General features: G+C 56.7%; 19 protein-coding genes and 2 pseudogenes. 13 read left to right on the top strand and 8 right to left on the bottom strand.

Annotation, left to right across the window (positions count from 1 at the left end):
* Positions 1-16 precede the first annotated feature (16 nt).
* The 11 genes and pseudogenes from ONR75_RS25060 to ONR75_RS25105 all read left to right on the top strand — a co-directional run bounded on the left by ONR75_RS25060 (position 17) and on the right by ONR75_RS25105 (position 8,126).
* Positions 17-850: a transketolase family protein gene (locus ONR75_RS25060; protein ID WP_265079627.1), complete on the top strand. Its 834-nt coding sequence runs from the start codon at positions 17-19 to the stop codon at positions 848-850.
* Positions 850-1,404, top strand: a pseudogene (locus ONR75_RS32945) (NAD-dependent epimerase/dehydratase family protein); the annotation flags it as partial. The gene ONR75_RS25060 and the pseudogene ONR75_RS32945, both read left to right, overlap by 1 nt.
* A gap of 77 nt (positions 1,405-1,481) precedes the next feature.
* A pseudogene (locus ONR75_RS32950) lies at positions 1,482-1,535 on the top strand (hypothetical protein); the annotation flags it as partial.
* Positions 1,536-1,667: 132 nt separating this feature from the next.
* Complete coding sequence (locus ONR75_RS25070; protein WP_265079629.1) at positions 1,668-2,816, top strand: glycosyltransferase family 2 protein; 1,149 nt, start codon at positions 1,668-1,670, stop codon at positions 2,814-2,816.
* A gap of 583 nt (positions 2,817-3,399) precedes the next feature.
* Positions 3,400-4,170, top strand: a complete 771-nt coding sequence (locus ONR75_RS25075; protein WP_265079630.1) for a TylF/MycF/NovP-related O-methyltransferase — start codon at positions 3,400-3,402, stop codon at positions 4,168-4,170.
* Between the two features lie 32 nt (positions 4,171-4,202).
* Positions 4,203-5,093 carry an NAD-dependent epimerase/dehydratase family protein gene (locus tag ONR75_RS25080; protein ID WP_265079631.1) on the top strand — a complete coding sequence of 297 codons (891 nt, stop codon included), beginning with the start codon at positions 4,203-4,205 and terminating at the stop codon, positions 5,091-5,093.
* 19 nt (positions 5,094-5,112) lie between these two features.
* Complete coding sequence (locus tag ONR75_RS25085) at positions 5,113-5,574, top strand: hypothetical protein (RefSeq protein WP_265079632.1); 462 nt, start codon at positions 5,113-5,115, stop codon at positions 5,572-5,574.
* Positions 5,575-5,630: 56 nt separating this feature from the next.
* Complete coding sequence (locus tag ONR75_RS25090) at positions 5,631-6,110, top strand: hypothetical protein (RefSeq protein WP_265079633.1); 480 nt, start codon at positions 5,631-5,633, stop codon at positions 6,108-6,110.
* Positions 6,107-6,877 carry an HAD family hydrolase gene (locus tag ONR75_RS25095; RefSeq protein WP_265079634.1) on the top strand — a complete coding sequence of 257 codons (771 nt, stop codon included), beginning with the start codon at positions 6,107-6,109 and terminating at the stop codon, positions 6,875-6,877. The genes ONR75_RS25090 and ONR75_RS25095 overlap by 4 nt, the downstream gene beginning before the upstream one ends.
* Positions 6,878-7,024: 147 nt before the next feature.
* Complete coding sequence (locus ONR75_RS25100) at positions 7,025-7,750, top strand: class I SAM-dependent methyltransferase (RefSeq protein WP_265079635.1); 726 nt, start codon at positions 7,025-7,027, stop codon at positions 7,748-7,750.
* Entirely contained in the window at positions 7,719-8,126 is a 408-nt protein-coding gene (locus ONR75_RS25105) for a hypothetical protein (RefSeq protein WP_265079636.1), read from the top strand. The genes ONR75_RS25100 and ONR75_RS25105 overlap by 32 nt, the downstream gene beginning before the upstream one ends.
* 8 nt (positions 8,127-8,134) lie before the next feature.
* Here ONR75_RS25105 and ONR75_RS25110 read toward each other — a convergent pair whose 3' ends face one another.
* From ONR75_RS25110 to ONR75_RS25140, 7 genes are all read right to left on the bottom strand, one after another.
* On the bottom strand, positions 8,135-8,560 hold the full coding sequence (locus ONR75_RS25110) for a hypothetical protein (protein WP_265079637.1): 426 nt from the start codon (positions 8,558-8,560) through the stop codon (positions 8,135-8,137).
* A gap of 5 nt (positions 8,561-8,565) precedes the next feature.
* Positions 8,566-9,285, bottom strand: a complete 720-nt coding sequence (locus ONR75_RS25115; protein ID WP_265079638.1) for an alginate O-acetyltransferase AlgX-related protein — start codon at positions 9,283-9,285, stop codon at positions 8,566-8,568.
* Between the two features lie 7 nt (positions 9,286-9,292).
* Positions 9,293-9,568 carry a hypothetical protein gene (locus ONR75_RS25120; protein ID WP_265079639.1) on the bottom strand — a complete coding sequence of 92 codons (276 nt, stop codon included), beginning with the start codon at positions 9,566-9,568 and terminating at the stop codon, positions 9,293-9,295.
* Complete coding sequence (locus ONR75_RS25125) at positions 9,565-10,716, bottom strand: MBOAT family O-acyltransferase (RefSeq protein WP_265079640.1); 1,152 nt, start codon at positions 10,714-10,716, stop codon at positions 9,565-9,567. The genes ONR75_RS25120 and ONR75_RS25125 overlap by 4 nt, the downstream gene beginning before the upstream one ends.
* A gap of 116 nt (positions 10,717-10,832) precedes the next feature.
* Complete coding sequence (locus tag ONR75_RS25130; RefSeq protein WP_265079641.1) at positions 10,833-11,171, bottom strand: hypothetical protein; 339 nt, start codon at positions 11,169-11,171, stop codon at positions 10,833-10,835.
* Entirely contained in the window at positions 11,159-11,890 is a 732-nt protein-coding gene (locus ONR75_RS25135; protein WP_265079642.1) for a hypothetical protein, read from the bottom strand. The genes ONR75_RS25130 and ONR75_RS25135 overlap by 13 nt, the downstream gene beginning before the upstream one ends.
* Positions 11,887-12,504 (bottom strand): hypothetical protein, encoded by a 618-nt coding sequence (locus ONR75_RS25140; RefSeq protein WP_265079643.1) that lies wholly within the window; start codon positions 12,502-12,504, stop codon positions 11,887-11,889. The genes ONR75_RS25135 and ONR75_RS25140 overlap by 4 nt, the downstream gene beginning before the upstream one ends.
* Before the next feature lie 132 nt (positions 12,505-12,636).
* Between ONR75_RS25140 and ONR75_RS25145 the strand changes: the two genes are divergently transcribed.
* Entirely contained in the window at positions 12,637-13,107 is a 471-nt protein-coding gene (locus ONR75_RS25145; RefSeq protein ID WP_265079644.1) for a hypothetical protein, read from the top strand.
* Positions 13,108-13,122: 15 nt separating this feature from the next.
* Entirely contained in the window at positions 13,123-13,821 is a 699-nt protein-coding gene (locus ONR75_RS25150) for a class I SAM-dependent methyltransferase (RefSeq protein ID WP_265079645.1), read from the top strand.
* A gap of 38 nt (positions 13,822-13,859) precedes the next feature.
* Here ONR75_RS25150 and rffA read toward each other — a convergent pair whose 3' ends face one another.
* Positions 13,860-15,002 carry a dTDP-4-amino-4,6-dideoxygalactose transaminase gene (gene rffA, locus ONR75_RS25155; protein ID WP_265079646.1) on the bottom strand — a complete coding sequence of 381 codons (1,143 nt, stop codon included), beginning with the start codon at positions 15,000-15,002 and terminating at the stop codon, positions 13,860-13,862.
* Between the last annotated feature and the right edge of the window lie 196 nt (positions 15,003-15,198).

Genomic DNA, 15,198 nt, shown 5'->3' on the forward strand with positions numbered 1-15,198 from the left:
CGGGGATTTGGGATTCATGGCCCTCGAGCCGCTGCAGTCCGCGATGGGCGAGCGTTTCATAAATTGCGGAGTTGCCGAACAGAACATGATCACCGTGGCCGCGGCCCTCAGCCACGAAGGTCTGGAGCCCTGGACCTATACGATCGCTCCGTTCTGTTATGCGCGTGCGTTTGAGCAGATTCGCAACGATGTATGCATACATGGATTGCCGGTCAAACTGCTCGGCAACGGCGGCGGCTATGGTTATGGCGTCATGGGACCCACGCATCACGCGCTCGAAGACTACGGCATTCTACTCACGTTGCCGAAGATGAAAGTATTCGTGCCGGCGTTTACGGAAGACGTCAAAGAGACGGTGTCATCCGCTGGTGACTTTACCGGACCGGCCTATATTCGGCTGGGCCGCGGCGAGAAGCCCATGGGGGCCACCGTTCCCGACTACGCGCCCTGGCGGCTTCTGCTGAATGGCGACGCAGGGGTGATGATTGTGGTCGGGCCTCTCGCGGGCCCGGCGTGGGGAGCATTGCAAGATATGAGCGTTTCCGAGCGGCCGGCGTTATGGGTCGTTACCGAGTTGCCGATCCATGCGAATCCGCCGCCGCCAGCCCTAGTTGAAATGCTCAAGCGTACACGACGGCTGGTGATCGTCGAGGAACATGTCGCTCAGGGCGGCGTCGGCCAGCAAATGTGCCAATGGGTGATGGAAGGCGGCATCGCCGTCGATCACTTCCGACACCTGTACGCAAAGGGTTACCCCAGCGGCACATATGGTTCGCAAGCCTTCCTGCGGGCACAAAGCGGCCTGGATCCGCAAAACATCGCGTTTGAAGCGAAAGCGCTGACGAACTAATGACAGAAATTTCTGATTACGTTCGCGCATTGCGCGGACCGATCGTAGTGCTGGGTGCCGGTGGATTCGTCGGCGCAAACCTTCTGCGTCTTTTGTTGAAGTACAGATCCGATGTATTCGGGGTCGTCCGAAAGCTTCCCGCGTGGCGCTTGGAGGCGATCGACCGTCGGCACATCCTCGAGATCGACATCAATGACCTCGCGGCAACGCGCAACATGGTCACCAGCATCCTGCCAGCCACCCTGTTCGACTGCGTCGCCTATGGCGCATATTCCTTCGAGACGGATCACGCATTGATCTACCGGACCAACTTCTCTTCGTTGGTTCAATTGGTAGAGCTTCTTGCCGAAACGGAATTCACGGCACTGGTTCATGCCGGAAGCTCGTCGGAATACGGACTGAACAGCGCTGGTCCCGGTGAAGACACCATGTTGCAGCCGAACAGCCATTATTCGGTTTCGAAGGCGGCGGCGAGCGACTATCTTTCATTCGCAGGTAAGGTGCGGCGGCTACCGGTCGTCAATCTTCGTCTGTATTCGGTTTATGGACCTTTCGAGGATACTTCGCGGCTGATCCCCAATCTGATCGCTAAGGGCATGAAGGGCGAATACCCCCTTTCGTCAACCCGGACATTTCGCGCGACTTTGTCTACGTCGATGACGTCTGCGAGGCATTCGTTTATGCGGCAGCGAAGATCACGCCGGATCTGTACGGCGAGTCGTTCAATATCGGGACGGGCAATCGAACGACGATACGCGACCTGGCCGGCGTTTCTGCCGACGCCTTCCATATTTCGTCGCAGCCCGATTTTGCAACCATGGCTGGACGTTCGTGGGACCTGTCGAACTGGTACGCAGCCCCAGAAAAGGCGGCGGACAAGCTCGGCTGGAAAGCGAGGATCGGACTTTTCGAAGGGCTCGGGCTGACAGCGGAATGGTACAGTTCGCTCGGAGCAACCGAATTTCCGACCATGACGAAACTGGGCGGCGGCGCGCCGCGTCGCAGCATTTCGGCGATCATTGCTTGCTATATGGACGAGCAGGCCATTCCGATCATGCACCAGCGACTGACCGCCGTCTTCAAGAAGCTCGATGTGGATTACGAGATTATCTTCGTCAACGACGGCAGCCCCGACGATTGCGGCGGCCAAATCCAGGAGATATCGGTCGCTGATCCACACGTATTGGGCATCGTCCACTCTCGCAATTTCGGCTCCCAGATGGCGTTCCGCAGCGGCATGGAAATGTCCGTCATGCAGGCATGCGTTCTGCTCGACGGCGACCTTCAAGATCCGCCAGAACTGATCGAGCAATTCTACGAGCAGTGGGTGAACGGCGCCGACGTCGTCTACGGCAGACGCGTTCAACGCGATATGCCCTTCGCATGGGGGATGCTCTATAAAGCATTCTATCGGATTTTCGCCAAGCTAAGCTACGTCACCATTCCGCACGATGCCGGAGATTTCTCATTGATGGACCAGAGAGTGGTCGGCTGGCTATTGCATTGCCCGGAACGCGATCTGTTTCTACGCGGTCTGCGCGCCTACGTCGGGTTCCGTCAGACCGGCGTCGATTATGTGCGCCCGAAACGAATGTTCGGTGATAGCACAAACAATCTCATCAAGAATCTGGAATGGGCGAAGCGGGGAATTTTCTCGTTCAGTAATGCGCCATTGAAGCTACTCTCGGCCGGCGGCGCGATCCTTCTCTGTCTCTCTGTTATTGCGAGCTTTGTTGTTGTCGCAATGCGGCTGCTGTTCCCTGAAAGCGCGCCGCGGGGCATCACGACGTTACTGCTGTTCACATTGTTTTTCGGCGCGCTAAACCTTTTTTCCGTTGGCCTTGTCGGCGAGTATATCGCAAAGATCCTCGAAGAGGTGAAAGGAAGGCCTCGGCTCATTCGCGCCGGCATCATCCGGAACGGCGAAAAAAGCCAATTGCTGCCGGATGGGTCAGTCATTCCGTGAGAGCTGAGACAATCGGTCCCTGCCACGCAGCGCCGGGGCCGTCGCAGAGGCGAGTACCAACTAGGCGTTCGATCCCTAGGTTAAGGGTACTGGATTGAGCCTGAAGAGACCGGGCTCGCTTGCCCATGCCGCAAAGATGGCTTTGCAGAGAGTGAGCCAGCGAAATTCCTGCTGCCCAACATTGGTCCCCTGCCCCGAAATGCAAAACCACGATCAAACTCCAGGAATCGCTGGCCGCATTCTTCCATCATGAGCCCGCAACCGGTTTGGTGTTGTTCGTCGTGCATCGAGCGGGACAGCAACGCGCAGACAGGCAGTCAGGGTTTGCCAACCTGTCAAACTTCATTCCTGCTTCGTCGGTCAAATAAGGAATTGAGAATGCACCCGTTTTCTGCGAAAACTAGCGAAAATTGCGGGGGTACCCATCGGGCAACAAATTTGACGCATATGCGTGAGAACTTAGACCGGCGGTGATCTATAAGCGTGCAGGGGTATATAAAGTATACACTCGCTCGGATATAGGGCATTTGATCGGCAGGCTATGACCGGGCCGCTCGCGGTAGATTTAGTGTAGACGGAAGGAATGATGATGTTGAATCGCAGCCAGCACATGGGTGGGCGATCGCAGGAGAAGAATGCACTGGAAGAACTCGAACGCATCCGCCTGCAACTGATCGACCGCTGCGAATATCAGAACGAGAAGAACTGGGTTGCCAGCGTGTCCTGCCTAAACAGGATCTCGCTTTCGAAGGTGTTATTCTACGATGAGATCGTTCGCCGAATCACGAACATTCCTGGTGTGGTCATGGAATTGGGTGTTCAGTGGGGCGCACTGACGAGCCTGCTGTACAACCTTACGTCGGTTCGCGAACCCTATAATTTTCGGCGCCAAATTGTTGGCTTCGACACTTTTTCCGGATTTCCGGAACGATCGCTGTCCCAGGCAGAATTGGACCAGGGCTGGAAGGCGCATGATCTCGCCGGCGCCGCTGACGCCAAGCAGCTCGCCGAACGCTGCCTAGAAGCGCACCAGGTATTCTCCGGTATGAGCCACATGTCCCGGCACGAGTTCGTGGAAGGCGATGTGATGGAAACTCTGCCAGTGTGGTTTGATGCAAACCCCAGCGCAACCGTCGCGCTGTGCGTCTTCGACATGGATTTGGGCATTCCCACCCGCGAAGCACTCAAGCATGTGCTGGCGCGTTCGCAAAAAGGCACAGTGCTGGTATTCGACGAGTATGCCCATCCGAGATTTCCCGAAGAGGGAATGATGGTGCGCCAAGTCATTGATACAATGAAGTTGCAGCCCATGAAGAGCGAGTTATTGCCCTATACGAGCTATATCGTCCTATGACGATATCGCTTCAGTAGCGGAGAAGACGGTTCATGCGGGTTCTTCTGACAGGGGCGACGGGTTTCGTCGGTACCGCGATTGCCGGCCACTTGGCTGCGCGCCGCTATGCCGTGGTCGGGCTACATGCGCGATCAGGCTCCGGGCAAGCGCTGCATTGCTGCGAAGACATTGTCGCGGACATCGGCGACGCGGACAGCGTAGCCAAAGTGGCAGAGCAAACGCAGCCTTGCGACTATATCGTTCATGCGGCTGCCTCCCTGAACATGAACCTGTTTGCGAGCGAGATCTCGCACGTCAACGGCCAGGGCATGCAGAATATTCTTGGGCTGGCGTATCGATGGCAGTCCCGGAGGTTCGTCTATCTTTCGAGCGTCCCCGTGATTGGAATACCGACCATGTTGCCGATCACCGAGGAGCATCCCACCGTGCCGCGGACCGCCTACCATGCCTCCAAGCTGTTCGGCGAGCAGCTCCTCAGGCTGGCCCAAACGCAAGGCGTCAATGGCTTGACCCTGCGGCTTACGGCGCCGGTAGGGCCAGGCCTGCCTCGCAACCGCTTGCTCGCAGTGCTGGCGGCACGCGCGGCGAAGCACTTGCCCCTAGAACTGAGCGGCACCGGCTCGCGCCGGCAGAACTATGTCGATGTCCGCGACGTTGCAGAAGCCGTGGAACGGTCGCTGACGCGCGATGTAGCGGGCGTCTTCAACGCGGCCGGCGATGCCGCCATTTCCAATCTGGAACTGGCGCGCGAATGCATTCGCCAATGCAATTCCGGATCCAGCATCGTGTTCAATGGTGCGACGGATCCCGAAGAATGTTTCTCCTGGGAAGTATCGATCGACAAAGCGCGCTCTCAGCTCGGCTACCAGCCAAGATTCGGGATCGGCGACGCCGTGGCCAGCGCCTTGGCGGAAGCCAAGTAACAAAGAGAGATCGACGATCATGCCCATCCGGGTCCTTGTCAGTGGTGCCGGCGGTGATGTGGCACAAGGCGTATTAAAGGCGTTGCGTGGGTCGGGGCTCGATCTGCAGCTTCACGCCACCTGCATCAGCGAGCACAGCGCCTGGCTGCATGCCGGCATACAAGGCTTCATCGCGCCACCCTCCTCGGATCCTGATTATGTGGACTACCTGATCCGCCTGATGCGCCATCTGGAGATACAGGTCTATTTCCCCACCGTTGACAGCGAAATCTTCAAGATTGCTCGCGCAAGGTCGTTCATCGAGCAGGAAACCGCCGCTTTAGTGTTTGTGGACGATGTCGACAAGGTCGCCATTTGCGACGACAAGCTGCGCACCGCAGAATTTTTGCGCCAAGGTGGTTTCGCATATCCCAGAACGGCGTCTGCCGAGGATGCCCCAGCGGGGCAACTGGCTGCAGAATTCGGTTTCCCCTCATCCTGAAGCCGCGCAGCGGCAAAGGCAGCCAGGAGGTGCACTGCGTCAACGGGATGGCAGCCTTGAACGATCTCGTCGGCCGACCAGGGTACATGGCGCAAGAGTGGCTCGATCCTGCTCAAGGCGAGTTCACGACGGGGGTCTATCTTGGCGACGATGGTGACGTGAAAGGCACGTGCACATTCAGAAGACAACTTAGGCACGGCTCCACCTTCATCGCGGAACGCATCATCGACCTGCAGCTGGAGCAGCCTCTCGAGGACATGGCGCGTGCGCTCGGCATGAAGTACCTCAACATCCAATCCATGCGTCGCGGCGACAAGCTCATTCCGTTCGAGTTCAACGGCCGCCTGTCCGGCAGTACTGCCATGATCACGCGGGTGTTCAACGCGCCCGAGATGTTCATTCGCGAACGCCTGCTCGGTGAAAAGGTCGATCGCATCTTCAACTCGGACCTGTTCGTAGCCATGCGGTATTACGAAGAGATCTATGCCACGCCGGAACAGATCGCGGCTCTGAAGTCACGAAGTGCCGACCTATGAGCAGCCCCAGCGCCTTCTCACATGCCTTGTTCGACTTTGCCGAGACTCTCGCGGAATTGCAGCCCGGGCAGCGGGACATCGTTGCCGAACATGTCGAGAAGGAATGCGGCATCCGCTTGCCCGTGGAAATCATCGCACGCTCATACAAGGCGCTCGACCTCATACTGCACTACAGTTCCGTGCGGACTCGGACCTCGGGCGAACGGGCCGCATTCTATCTGGATTATAACCTCCGCCTGCTCTCCCTTCTGGGCGTGTCTCATCTGGTTGGTCCGGAGGGATTGTACACGGCCTTTGTCGAAAGCAAGAAGCACTGGCAACTGAAGGCGGGTGTCCGGGGGACCCTTCAGGCTCTGCGTGACAAGGGCTTGAGCATCGGCTTGATCTCCAACTTCGATTCATCGCTCGAGCAGATCATCGACAGTCTCGGACTGTCGGGCCTTGTCGATCATCTACATGTCTCTCAGAGCGAAGGCGTCGAGAAGCCGGATCCGGGGTTCTATCTCGAATTTTTCAGAAAATACGACATCGACATTTGGCAGAGTTTTTATGTGGGGGACAGTTATGTTCTCGACTTTCTGCCTGCCACGCAGATCGGTTTGAAGACTTGGTTGCTCGACGAAGCCGGGCTCTATCTGCACTGCCCCTATGCAGTTAGGAGCGTCGGCGAAGTGCTGAATCTCGTGTCGGATCGACAGTCAAGAGGCGATGCCGAAAGAACACCAATCGGCACCACGGCATCGCCACTGAAAACCGGCAAGCTTTGAATAGTTTTCACCGCCTGCTAAGATACGGCGCAGGCGTGTGATGAGTGGGTCAAAGCGTCGATTGAATTGGTAAAGGCTTCGTGATGCTGGCAGATTTTTTACGCGAGCCGCTGCTCGACAAAATCGACGTCGATCTCGACCGATCGCATGACGGCACATGAGGCAATATTAAATAAAAAGCCAATGATCCGGGAGGTATTTTCCGAGATCCACCGCTTGATGTGGACGCTGAGCCGACAGCTCCTCGAGGGCAGCGGGCAGGACATAGAAATCGGCGCGGGCGTCTATCCCATCAAACGCAGTTATCCGTCTGTAGTGGCGACGGACGTTGTTCCCTCGCCCGGCATCGACCGCGTGATGGACGCGCAGGCGATGGACGTGCTTGACGGATCGGTGCGTACAATTTTCGGACAACACTGCTTTCACCATCTGCCGCAGCCAGAAAAATTCTTCCTAGAGCTGCAGCGTGTTTTGGTGCCGGGCGGCGGCGCGGTGCTGGTCGAACCGTATTGGAGTCCCGTTGCTTCGCTTCTCTACAAGCGCCTTTTTGCAACCGAAGGCTTCGACAAGACAGACCAAAACTGGAATAGCTCCGCCTCCGGGGCAATGTCGGACGCCAACCAAGCGCTGAGTTACATCGTCTTCGAGCGCGATCGATTGCGATACAACCGCCTGTTTCCTTCCTTGCCTGTCGTCTACCAAGCCCCTCTTGGAAATTACCTGCGGTATTTGCTGTCAGGCGGACTTAATTTTCGCCAGTTGATCCCCGATGCGATGAATCCGGTTGTCAAAGGAATCGAAGCGGGATTATCACCCGTCAACCGATGGATCGCGCTCCATCATGTCATCGTCATCAGGAAATCGAAAGATTGAGACGGCCCGCCATCTACGTTCTGTTCCAATGCGTCGCTTATTGCATCGACATTGGATCTTTTCATTTTCTGACACACAGCATCTGCCCGGATGTACTGATAGCAAATTCTTCGGGAAAGGCGCTCGCCGGCACTTTCGCCTTCATTGCTCACCGGTACGTCACTTTTTCGCGCAGCAGCGCGAACCGATCCTGCTTCAGATCGCGAAGTATAGCGCGGCCATCGTCGCCAACAGCATTCTCGCCTCACTGCTGCTGATGGCCATCCATCTCGTGCTTGCAAACGTGCTAGTCGCCAAGCTTGTGTCCGATGTGATTTCGGTCGGCCTGTCGTTCTTCATCGCAAGAAGCTACGTCTTCAGAGCGCATAGCACCTGAAGAAAGTTCTAATGCGACGGTGGCCTGTTTTTCAGTATTCTAACAGCTTTCGACACATCGTCGAGATCGGCAAACGCGCCCATTGCCACAAGATTGACCTCGATAAACTCGATCAAACACCAGCGCGCATCAGCGGGCAGATTTGCGGCGATCACGCTGAGCTTTGTGCCGGTACTCCAACGAACGCGGGCCGTCGCAGAAAATGGCGCTTGGAGCCCGGCCCGGACCATGCCGTCAAGAAAACTGTCCCCGATGAAAACGGCTGACGGCAGAAATCCCGGCGCGCCTGGCGTCGTCGTGGTCAAGGACTCGAATATTCCGAAATTCGAGCTCTGCTTGATACCTGGCCCCCATTTATAGGTCGGCTTCAACATCAGCGCTTTTTCCGACGGCGGCAGGAAAAGCGGCATGAACGATGCGATTCCGCCGCTCAACGGTACTAACTCGATTTCAAGGGGTGGGACCACGCCGATTGCGGCAACCCTTCGCTGTTGCTTATGGTATCGACGGCGGCCTTTGCCACCAGAAACGCAGCCGGATCATTCCAGTGAAAGTCGGTCTTGTGAAACACTGGTCTCGACGCCTTTGCCGCCTGCAATATCGAAAAACTGTCGATGTACTTCACCTGCGGCAGCGTCTGCAGTTTCTCGACGAGATCATCAATGCGCGGACGTCCCGGCCGGCGCACAGCTGCGGCCGGTAGCTTGTCCGAATAGAAGCGATCACTCGTCATATTGACGATAAGGACGGTATGAATTCCACTCTTCTCTAGCGCATCACTGAACTCCCGCATGCCGCGGACGATCCGTTCCTCGGCCGGGCCGGCTAACATCGTCTCCACGGCCAGCGGCTCGATATTCACCGTCGAGCGATAGAACAGCCAGCCATCGCTACCGACGAGCACACGATCAGAGGTCCTGAACAAGCTGTAGTCGATTTGGGTTTTCAGTCTGATCAGCAAAGGCCTCAGACCGAAATGATCGCTGAACCATTCGTTCGCAACGCGCGCCACGCGATCGAGCGGCGTTGCAATGCCTGGTGCCGGGGCCAGATTGCGGTTTTCGCTGACGGGCGCCACCGGAACGACGCCTGTCATCATCTGTAGCATCGGCAGAAACACTAGCACTGCAAATATCAAGATGAAGGTGCGGTTTCGCATGATCGTTTCAAAACCGAAAATAGATAAATGGATTGAACCCGTTCGTCGCGACCAGAGCTGCAGAATAGACGAACAGCGCGAGCGTTCCAACCTGACGAAGCCAGCGGTGCCAGTCGGCGCCAAGCAAGGCATTTCCCGGCAAGTGGATGCTCCCGCCCACCGGCCAAACGGCGACCATCCAGCCGATTGAAAAGAACAGAATCTTGTCCGGGGCCAGCACGACTGCAAGATCGAAAGCAGCATCCCGTGAACCCACGCCCGCCATAGCCTGAAGAATTATCACCGCGTGGTCGATCGTTCCGGCTCGAAAAAGACCCACCCGACAATCACGAGCAGCAATGTCACCGCCCAGGCAAGCAACGGCGGTAGGCGCGCCAGTAGAAAGCCGCCTCCCGCACGTTCAGCAACCAGCAGAGCGCCGTGGTAAAGTCCCCACAGCAGGAAAGTATATGCGGCGCCATGCCAAAGCCCGCAAAGAACGAAAACAACGAGCAGGTTGAAATAGGTTCGCCGGTGTCCCCGTCGATTGCCACCCAAGGGAATGTAGACATAATCGCGAAACCAGCGTGACAACGTCATGTGCCAGCGGCGCCAAAACTCCGTGATGCTAAGCGAGCGATACGGCTGATCGAAATTTTCGGGAAACCGGAATCCAAGTGCCCGCCCAAGGCCGATGGCCATGTCCGAGTATCCGGAGAAATCGAAGAATATTTGCAACGTGTAGGCCAGCGCACCAACCCACGCCGCGGCCGTCGTCAACTGGCCCGCGGCGAGATTGAAGACGCTGTCGGCCACAACGCCCATGTTGTCGGCGATGATGATTTTCTTCGCAAGCCCGATACAGAAACGAAAAATCCCCTGCTCGACATCGTTCATCGCGACGGGGCGATTGACGATCGTGGGCTCCACCTCCCGGTAACGGACAATCGGTCCGGCCACCAGTTGCGGAAACAGAGTATGGTACATGCCGAAATCGACGATGGTTCTCGCCGAACAACATTCCCGGCGGTAGATGTCGACGATGTAGGACAGGCCCTGGAATGTGAAAAACGAAATGCCGGCCGGAAGCAAAATATCCGCCATTGAAAAGGTCCCGCCTCCCGCGGTTAGCCCGCGAATATCGTTTGCGGTAGAGACGAGAAAATTCCAATACTTGTAATATAGCAACGGAATAAAGTTCAGCACGATGCCGATCAAAAGAACCAGCGAGCGCAGGGACTGCAGCGATCTCAGCTCGATCGCCAGACCGACAATGTAGTTCACCACAATCGATGCGATCAGCACCCAGGTCGCAACACCGCCGTCAATGCTGTAAAAGAGGAGGCTTGCCAGCATCAGCAAGCCGTTTCGCAACCTCAACGGCACCGCAAAGTAGCAGGCAAAGAACACCGGCATAAAAGCGAACATAAAACCGGGCGAACTGAACGACATTGAGCTCGACTTATACCATCCGGGGAAGCAAGAGAGGAGCAATGTCCTTTCCTAAGTAATTTTCACATAGCATGGCGCTGAAGCCGAAGCAATTCATCCACCTCCGGGAACTCCCGTCATTGCCATGCGAAACGGTAGCCCGCATTCTTCAAACGATCGCCGCGAAACACCCACGCCATGGCGAAACCGCGGTAACCCACAACGAAATCCGGTGGAATCGCCGGCAAGGTCGCTAGCAGTCCGCCGGCAATCAATTGGCGGTTGATGACATAATAGGCGTTAGGTCCCGCTGGCCAATCATCTCCCGTGAAAGGTCCGCCGCCGATCTGATGAACCTTGGTCCCGGGCCGTGGATACCATCTCGCATTGTAGACAGACCAAATGCCGATACCGGCGCAATCGACGCCGGCGAGCTGGCCCTGCTTCTTGCATTGTTCATCTATCAGCTTGCCCACAAGGATGGTCTCTTCCCCCATCCGGTCCAAGAAAAATTCAGATGGCCGGGGAGCGGCGTATCGGCCTCCGGATAGTCGACGGTGATCGGCCGAAAAGCGGCGTACAGAGGCCGGAACGGGGCGACCTCAGCGATCATCAAGACGATGACGGAAGGCAGCGCCAGCCAAGCCCGTCGTCGCGCCTGTAGCAGCGGCATCCATACGTCAATAATACGCACGACCATGACGATGGCTGCCCACAAGATCGGGATGTTAAGATAACGGTTGAAGGTCGGTGTGTTCATCAGCGCCAGCATGCCCGGCGTGACGACCGCAATCACAAACATCAAATCGAAGAACGGCGCAGCGCGTGGTCGCCAAGCGAGCCGCATCGCGGTCACGCCGGCGGCCGCGAGCAAGCCCGTGGGAAAAGCGGCGAGGAAAACACCATAGGCGAAACCGATCGCGGCCAAACGATGCGCGGCGGGACCATGCGTACCGAAATGCAGTTGCACGCCATTAATCACACCAATGGTCATCACAGAAGGATCGAGCGGCACCATCGGGGAAAAGAACGGGGTGACGAAGTGCAGGCCGGCGATTCCAGCAACAACCAGGAACGCCAACCCTGCCGGGAAAACCGAAGCGGAATAGCGCATGAGCCAAGCCAGAATCGTAGCACAACGAAATCGGGCGGCAACCGCGGACGCTGCTGCCAACGGCAACAACAGGAAGGTCAATGCGGCCGCCCCCACGCGTACCAGGACCGCACAGCAGGATCCGCCAAGGCATTACCTATCCCGAAAACGAACCTGAGTGGCGCATAGACCCAGACGGTCAGCAACTCCATGAAGAGCGGCAAGGTCTTCAACAGGACATTGAGTGCTGGATCGCCGATCAGGCTTATTGCCGCGATAAAATAGGAGGCTAGGCTGACGCCGAGTGCTAGCGCCATAGCCTGGAAGGTCGATAAAAAGGCAGTTCTAACCGGATGCGACCGGCATGCCGCCCCCTCGAGCAAGCCCACAACCAAGCACAGCACCAATAGAATAAGAGAGGCGTTCAGCTTTTCCTGAGCTGCCAGCGCGGCGATGGCCAGCCCTATCCAGAACAGCTTGGCGTTTGATTCAGCGTATCCTCGCGCAACGTACAAAATCGCCGAAGTGCTGCCAAAGAGTGAGATCAAGTCATAGTTTAACGTCTTAAGAGCAAGGTTGTCGACCGGCAGCAACAGCAATACGCTGACGAGGGCGATCGCAAGCCAGAACTTCTCCTGAAATGACCACGATAGGAGCGCCAGAATATTCCCAATGATGCAAAAAGAAGACCCATCCCCAGCAACCAGTGGACGCACTTCAGGGAGGCATCGATCGTGGCCGGCGATACGGATATAGCCTGAAGTCCACGCGTGATCGGAATCCAGATCAGATTTGCCGTGTGAGAAGCGCCTTGGGCCCAGTTCGAGGCAATGTTGCGATCCAGCGGATTGCGCAGAACCTCACCAAATGCGGTTTCATCGAGCGTCATAAACTGCGTCACCTCGCTGACCGACAGCAGCAACGCCAAAACCACGAGCGCGCCCGAAATCAGGATTTCGGGTCTTTTCCAGCTGATTATCTGCAAATTTGAGGCGTCATGGAATCTGAAGAAAAACCGGTTCGCCACGCCGGCGGCAACCGCTACGACAACAGTCAACATCGCTATTTCAGCAGAATTGATCTCGGTCACAAATTTCATAAGACAGAGCCAGTTGGAGTTAGTTCAGAAATTTTCAATTATCGAATTTGACGAAACCCCGCCGAGAACAGCATTTCTAGTAGATCGCGGAGCAGCCCACCCGGCATCCTTCGCGGGCGATCCACCAGCGCACTTCTGTTATTATGCCGATTGTTGTGATATTGATTTTACCCTATCATCGAAAGAGCTAGTTTCGCTTTCAATAGAAGCCCAGCGATGAATTTGGAAAAGACGCATGAGTTTTAAGACCCGCTGGCAAAGGGCCTGTTCTGAAACAATCGGCTCCGACTTATTCTGGCGAATCGCCGTGGATCATCGAGCTCAACTGGACGAACTGATGCCCCTGGCCAAGACCTTCACGAGGGGCGTCGTTCTCGATGCGGGGGCGGGCCGCATGGCGTGGCGCTCGGTGCTGCGGCCACTGGCGACGCATTATATCTCCACCGATTACAACGTCGAGCATCAAGACCTCACTTTTTGCGCCGACCTGCAGGGCGCCATTCCGCTGGCCGACCAATCTGTCGATACGATCTTTTGCTGCTCGGTCATGGAGCATACGCCCGAGCCGTGGCGCGTATTGCCAGAATTCTATCGGATACTGCGGCCTGGCGGCCATGTCGTCCTGTCGGTGCCATTCATGTATTATTTGCATGGCTGGCCGCACGATTATTTTCGCTTCACGCGCTTTGGACTCACGCGCCTTGCCGAGCAAGCCGGCTTTACGGTAGTCCGCCAAATGAATGGCGGAGGAATTGTTCTGATGGCCTGCCAGGCAATTTCCATGGCTATAACCGCCTATCTGTGGACGCCATCGGCGCCTTGGCTATCAACCCTTTCGACCAGCGCGCTGTATCGGGTTGGACGTTTTTTCAATCGGTTCGATGTCAACGGACTTTTCTCTCAAAACATCCACGTCGTGCTCAAGCGGGCCTGATACCGGCCTGCGCGAAACTCGTCGACACGACGACGGCACTAGTTGATGCGCTTGACCAGGCGCTTCACCGCCTCGGCAACAACATCTACATTGTCATTGAGCCCCATCCAGAGAGGAAGCCTGACCAGACGACTGCTAAGATCGTCAGTATGCGTCATCGGGCCGTTGGTCCTCGCAAAGCGCAACCCGGCCGGCGCGCTGTGAAGCGGCACATAGTGAAACACAGCGTATATCGATTCGTAACGCAGATTTGCAATCAGAGCGTCCCTCTCAGCCTGCGTTGGTAGCAGTAGATAGTAGATATGACCGTTGGATATTACTTCATCGGGCACATGAGGACGGCGCACAAACCCCTCCGCTTCCAGATCGGCAAAGTGCGCATGATACCGGTTCCAGAGTGCGACACGCTGGTCCGTGAGATCGCGCGCAATTTCCAGTTGCGACCACAGAAAGCCGCTGATGAGTTCGCTTGGCAGGTAGCTTGAGCCGAGATCAACCCAAGTATATTTCTGGATCTCACCACGCGCAAAAGCCATCCTGTTGGTGCCTTTTTCGCGGATGATTTCAGCTCTTTCGATGACCGCAGCATCGTTGATCAACAGAGCGCCGCCCTCGCCCGAACTGATATTCTTGGTCTCGTGAAAGCTCAGCGCTCCGAATTGACCGATCGAGCCCAGCGGTCGGCCGCGATAGCTGGACAGGATCGCCTGGGCCGCGTCCTCGATCACGGCGAGACCATGCCGCGCCGCGATCTCCATTATCGGATCCATTGCGCAGGCGACGCCGGCATAGTGCACCACCATGATCGCGCGCGTGCGGGGCGTAATCGCCGCCTCGATCAGCCGTTCGTCGATGTTCAGCGTATCTTCGCGAATATCCACGAAAACCGGCACCGCGCCTCGCAGCACGATGGCGTTTGCCGACGAACTAAAGGTGAAGGACGGCATGATAACTTCATCGCCGGACTGCAGGCCAGTCAGGATGGCCGCCATGTCGAGCGCCGATGTGCCCGAAGTCGTCATCAAGGCCTTGCGTACCTGGAGATGACTTTCGAGCCACTCGTGGCACTGCTGCGTAAACCGACCATCTCCCGACAAGCGCTGCTCGTCACACACCTCGGTCAGATATTTGACGGCACGCGCGCCAGCAAGAGGTTGGTTGAACGGTATCCTGTAAGCCATATTGCCAATACCAACGCCCGGTCGTCTGCTCAGAAAGACTACGGAAATCGCCGCCCTTGACGGCGTATCATAATTTCCGATTCACGCGGACCATGTCGTAAACACGCTTTCATGGCTAGTGAAGAAAATGACGGCGCGCCGAAAGTTTGCCTACGTGGAGCCCTGATTGACAGGTAAGGCCTAGCTCATCCATAGA

Origin of the sequence: Rhodopseudomonas sp. P2A-2r (assembly GCF_026015985.1) — a bacterium.
Taxonomy (GTDB): domain Bacteria; phylum Pseudomonadota; class Alphaproteobacteria; order Rhizobiales; family Xanthobacteraceae; genus Tardiphaga.

Bases quoted from the DNA above. Each gene is read 5' to 3' on its own strand.
- ONR75_RS25085 (WP_265079632.1), top strand. From the start codon at position 5,113: ATGCCCATCCGGGTCCTTGTCAGTGGTGCCGGCGGTGATGTGGCACAA.
- ONR75_RS25125 (WP_265079640.1), bottom strand. From the start codon at position 10,716: ATGTCGTTCAGTTCGCCCGGTTTTATGTTCGCTTTTATGCCGGTGTTC.
- ONR75_RS25150 (WP_265079645.1), top strand. From the start codon at position 13,123: ATGAGTTTTAAGACCCGCTGGCAAAGGGCCTGTTCTGAAACAATCGGC.
- ONR75_RS25100 (WP_265079635.1), top strand. From the start codon at position 7,025: ATGACGGCACATGAGGCAATATTAAATAAAAAGCCAATGATCCGGGAG.
- ONR75_RS25060 (WP_265079627.1), top strand. From the start codon at position 17: ATGGCCCTCGAGCCGCTGCAGTCCGCGATGGGCGAGCGTTTCATAAAT.
- ONR75_RS25080 (WP_265079631.1), top strand. From the start codon at position 4,203: ATGCGGGTTCTTCTGACAGGGGCGACGGGTTTCGTCGGTACCGCGATT.
- ONR75_RS25115 (WP_265079638.1), bottom strand. From the start codon at position 9,285: ATGCGAAACCGCACCTTCATCTTGATATTTGCAGTGCTAGTGTTTCTG.
- ONR75_RS25075 (WP_265079630.1), top strand. From the start codon at position 3,400: ATGATGATGTTGAATCGCAGCCAGCACATGGGTGGGCGATCGCAGGAG.
- ONR75_RS25070 (WP_265079629.1), top strand. From the start codon at position 1,668: ATGGCTGGACGTTCGTGGGACCTGTCGAACTGGTACGCAGCCCCAGAA.
- rffA (WP_265079646.1), bottom strand. From the start codon at position 15,002: ATGGCTTACAGGATACCGTTCAACCAACCTCTTGCTGGCGCGCGTGCC.
- ONR75_RS25105 (WP_265079636.1), top strand. From the start codon at position 7,719: ATGTCATCGTCATCAGGAAATCGAAAGATTGAGACGGCCCGCCATCTA.
- ONR75_RS25095 (WP_265079634.1), top strand. From the start codon at position 6,107: ATGAGCAGCCCCAGCGCCTTCTCACATGCCTTGTTCGACTTTGCCGAG.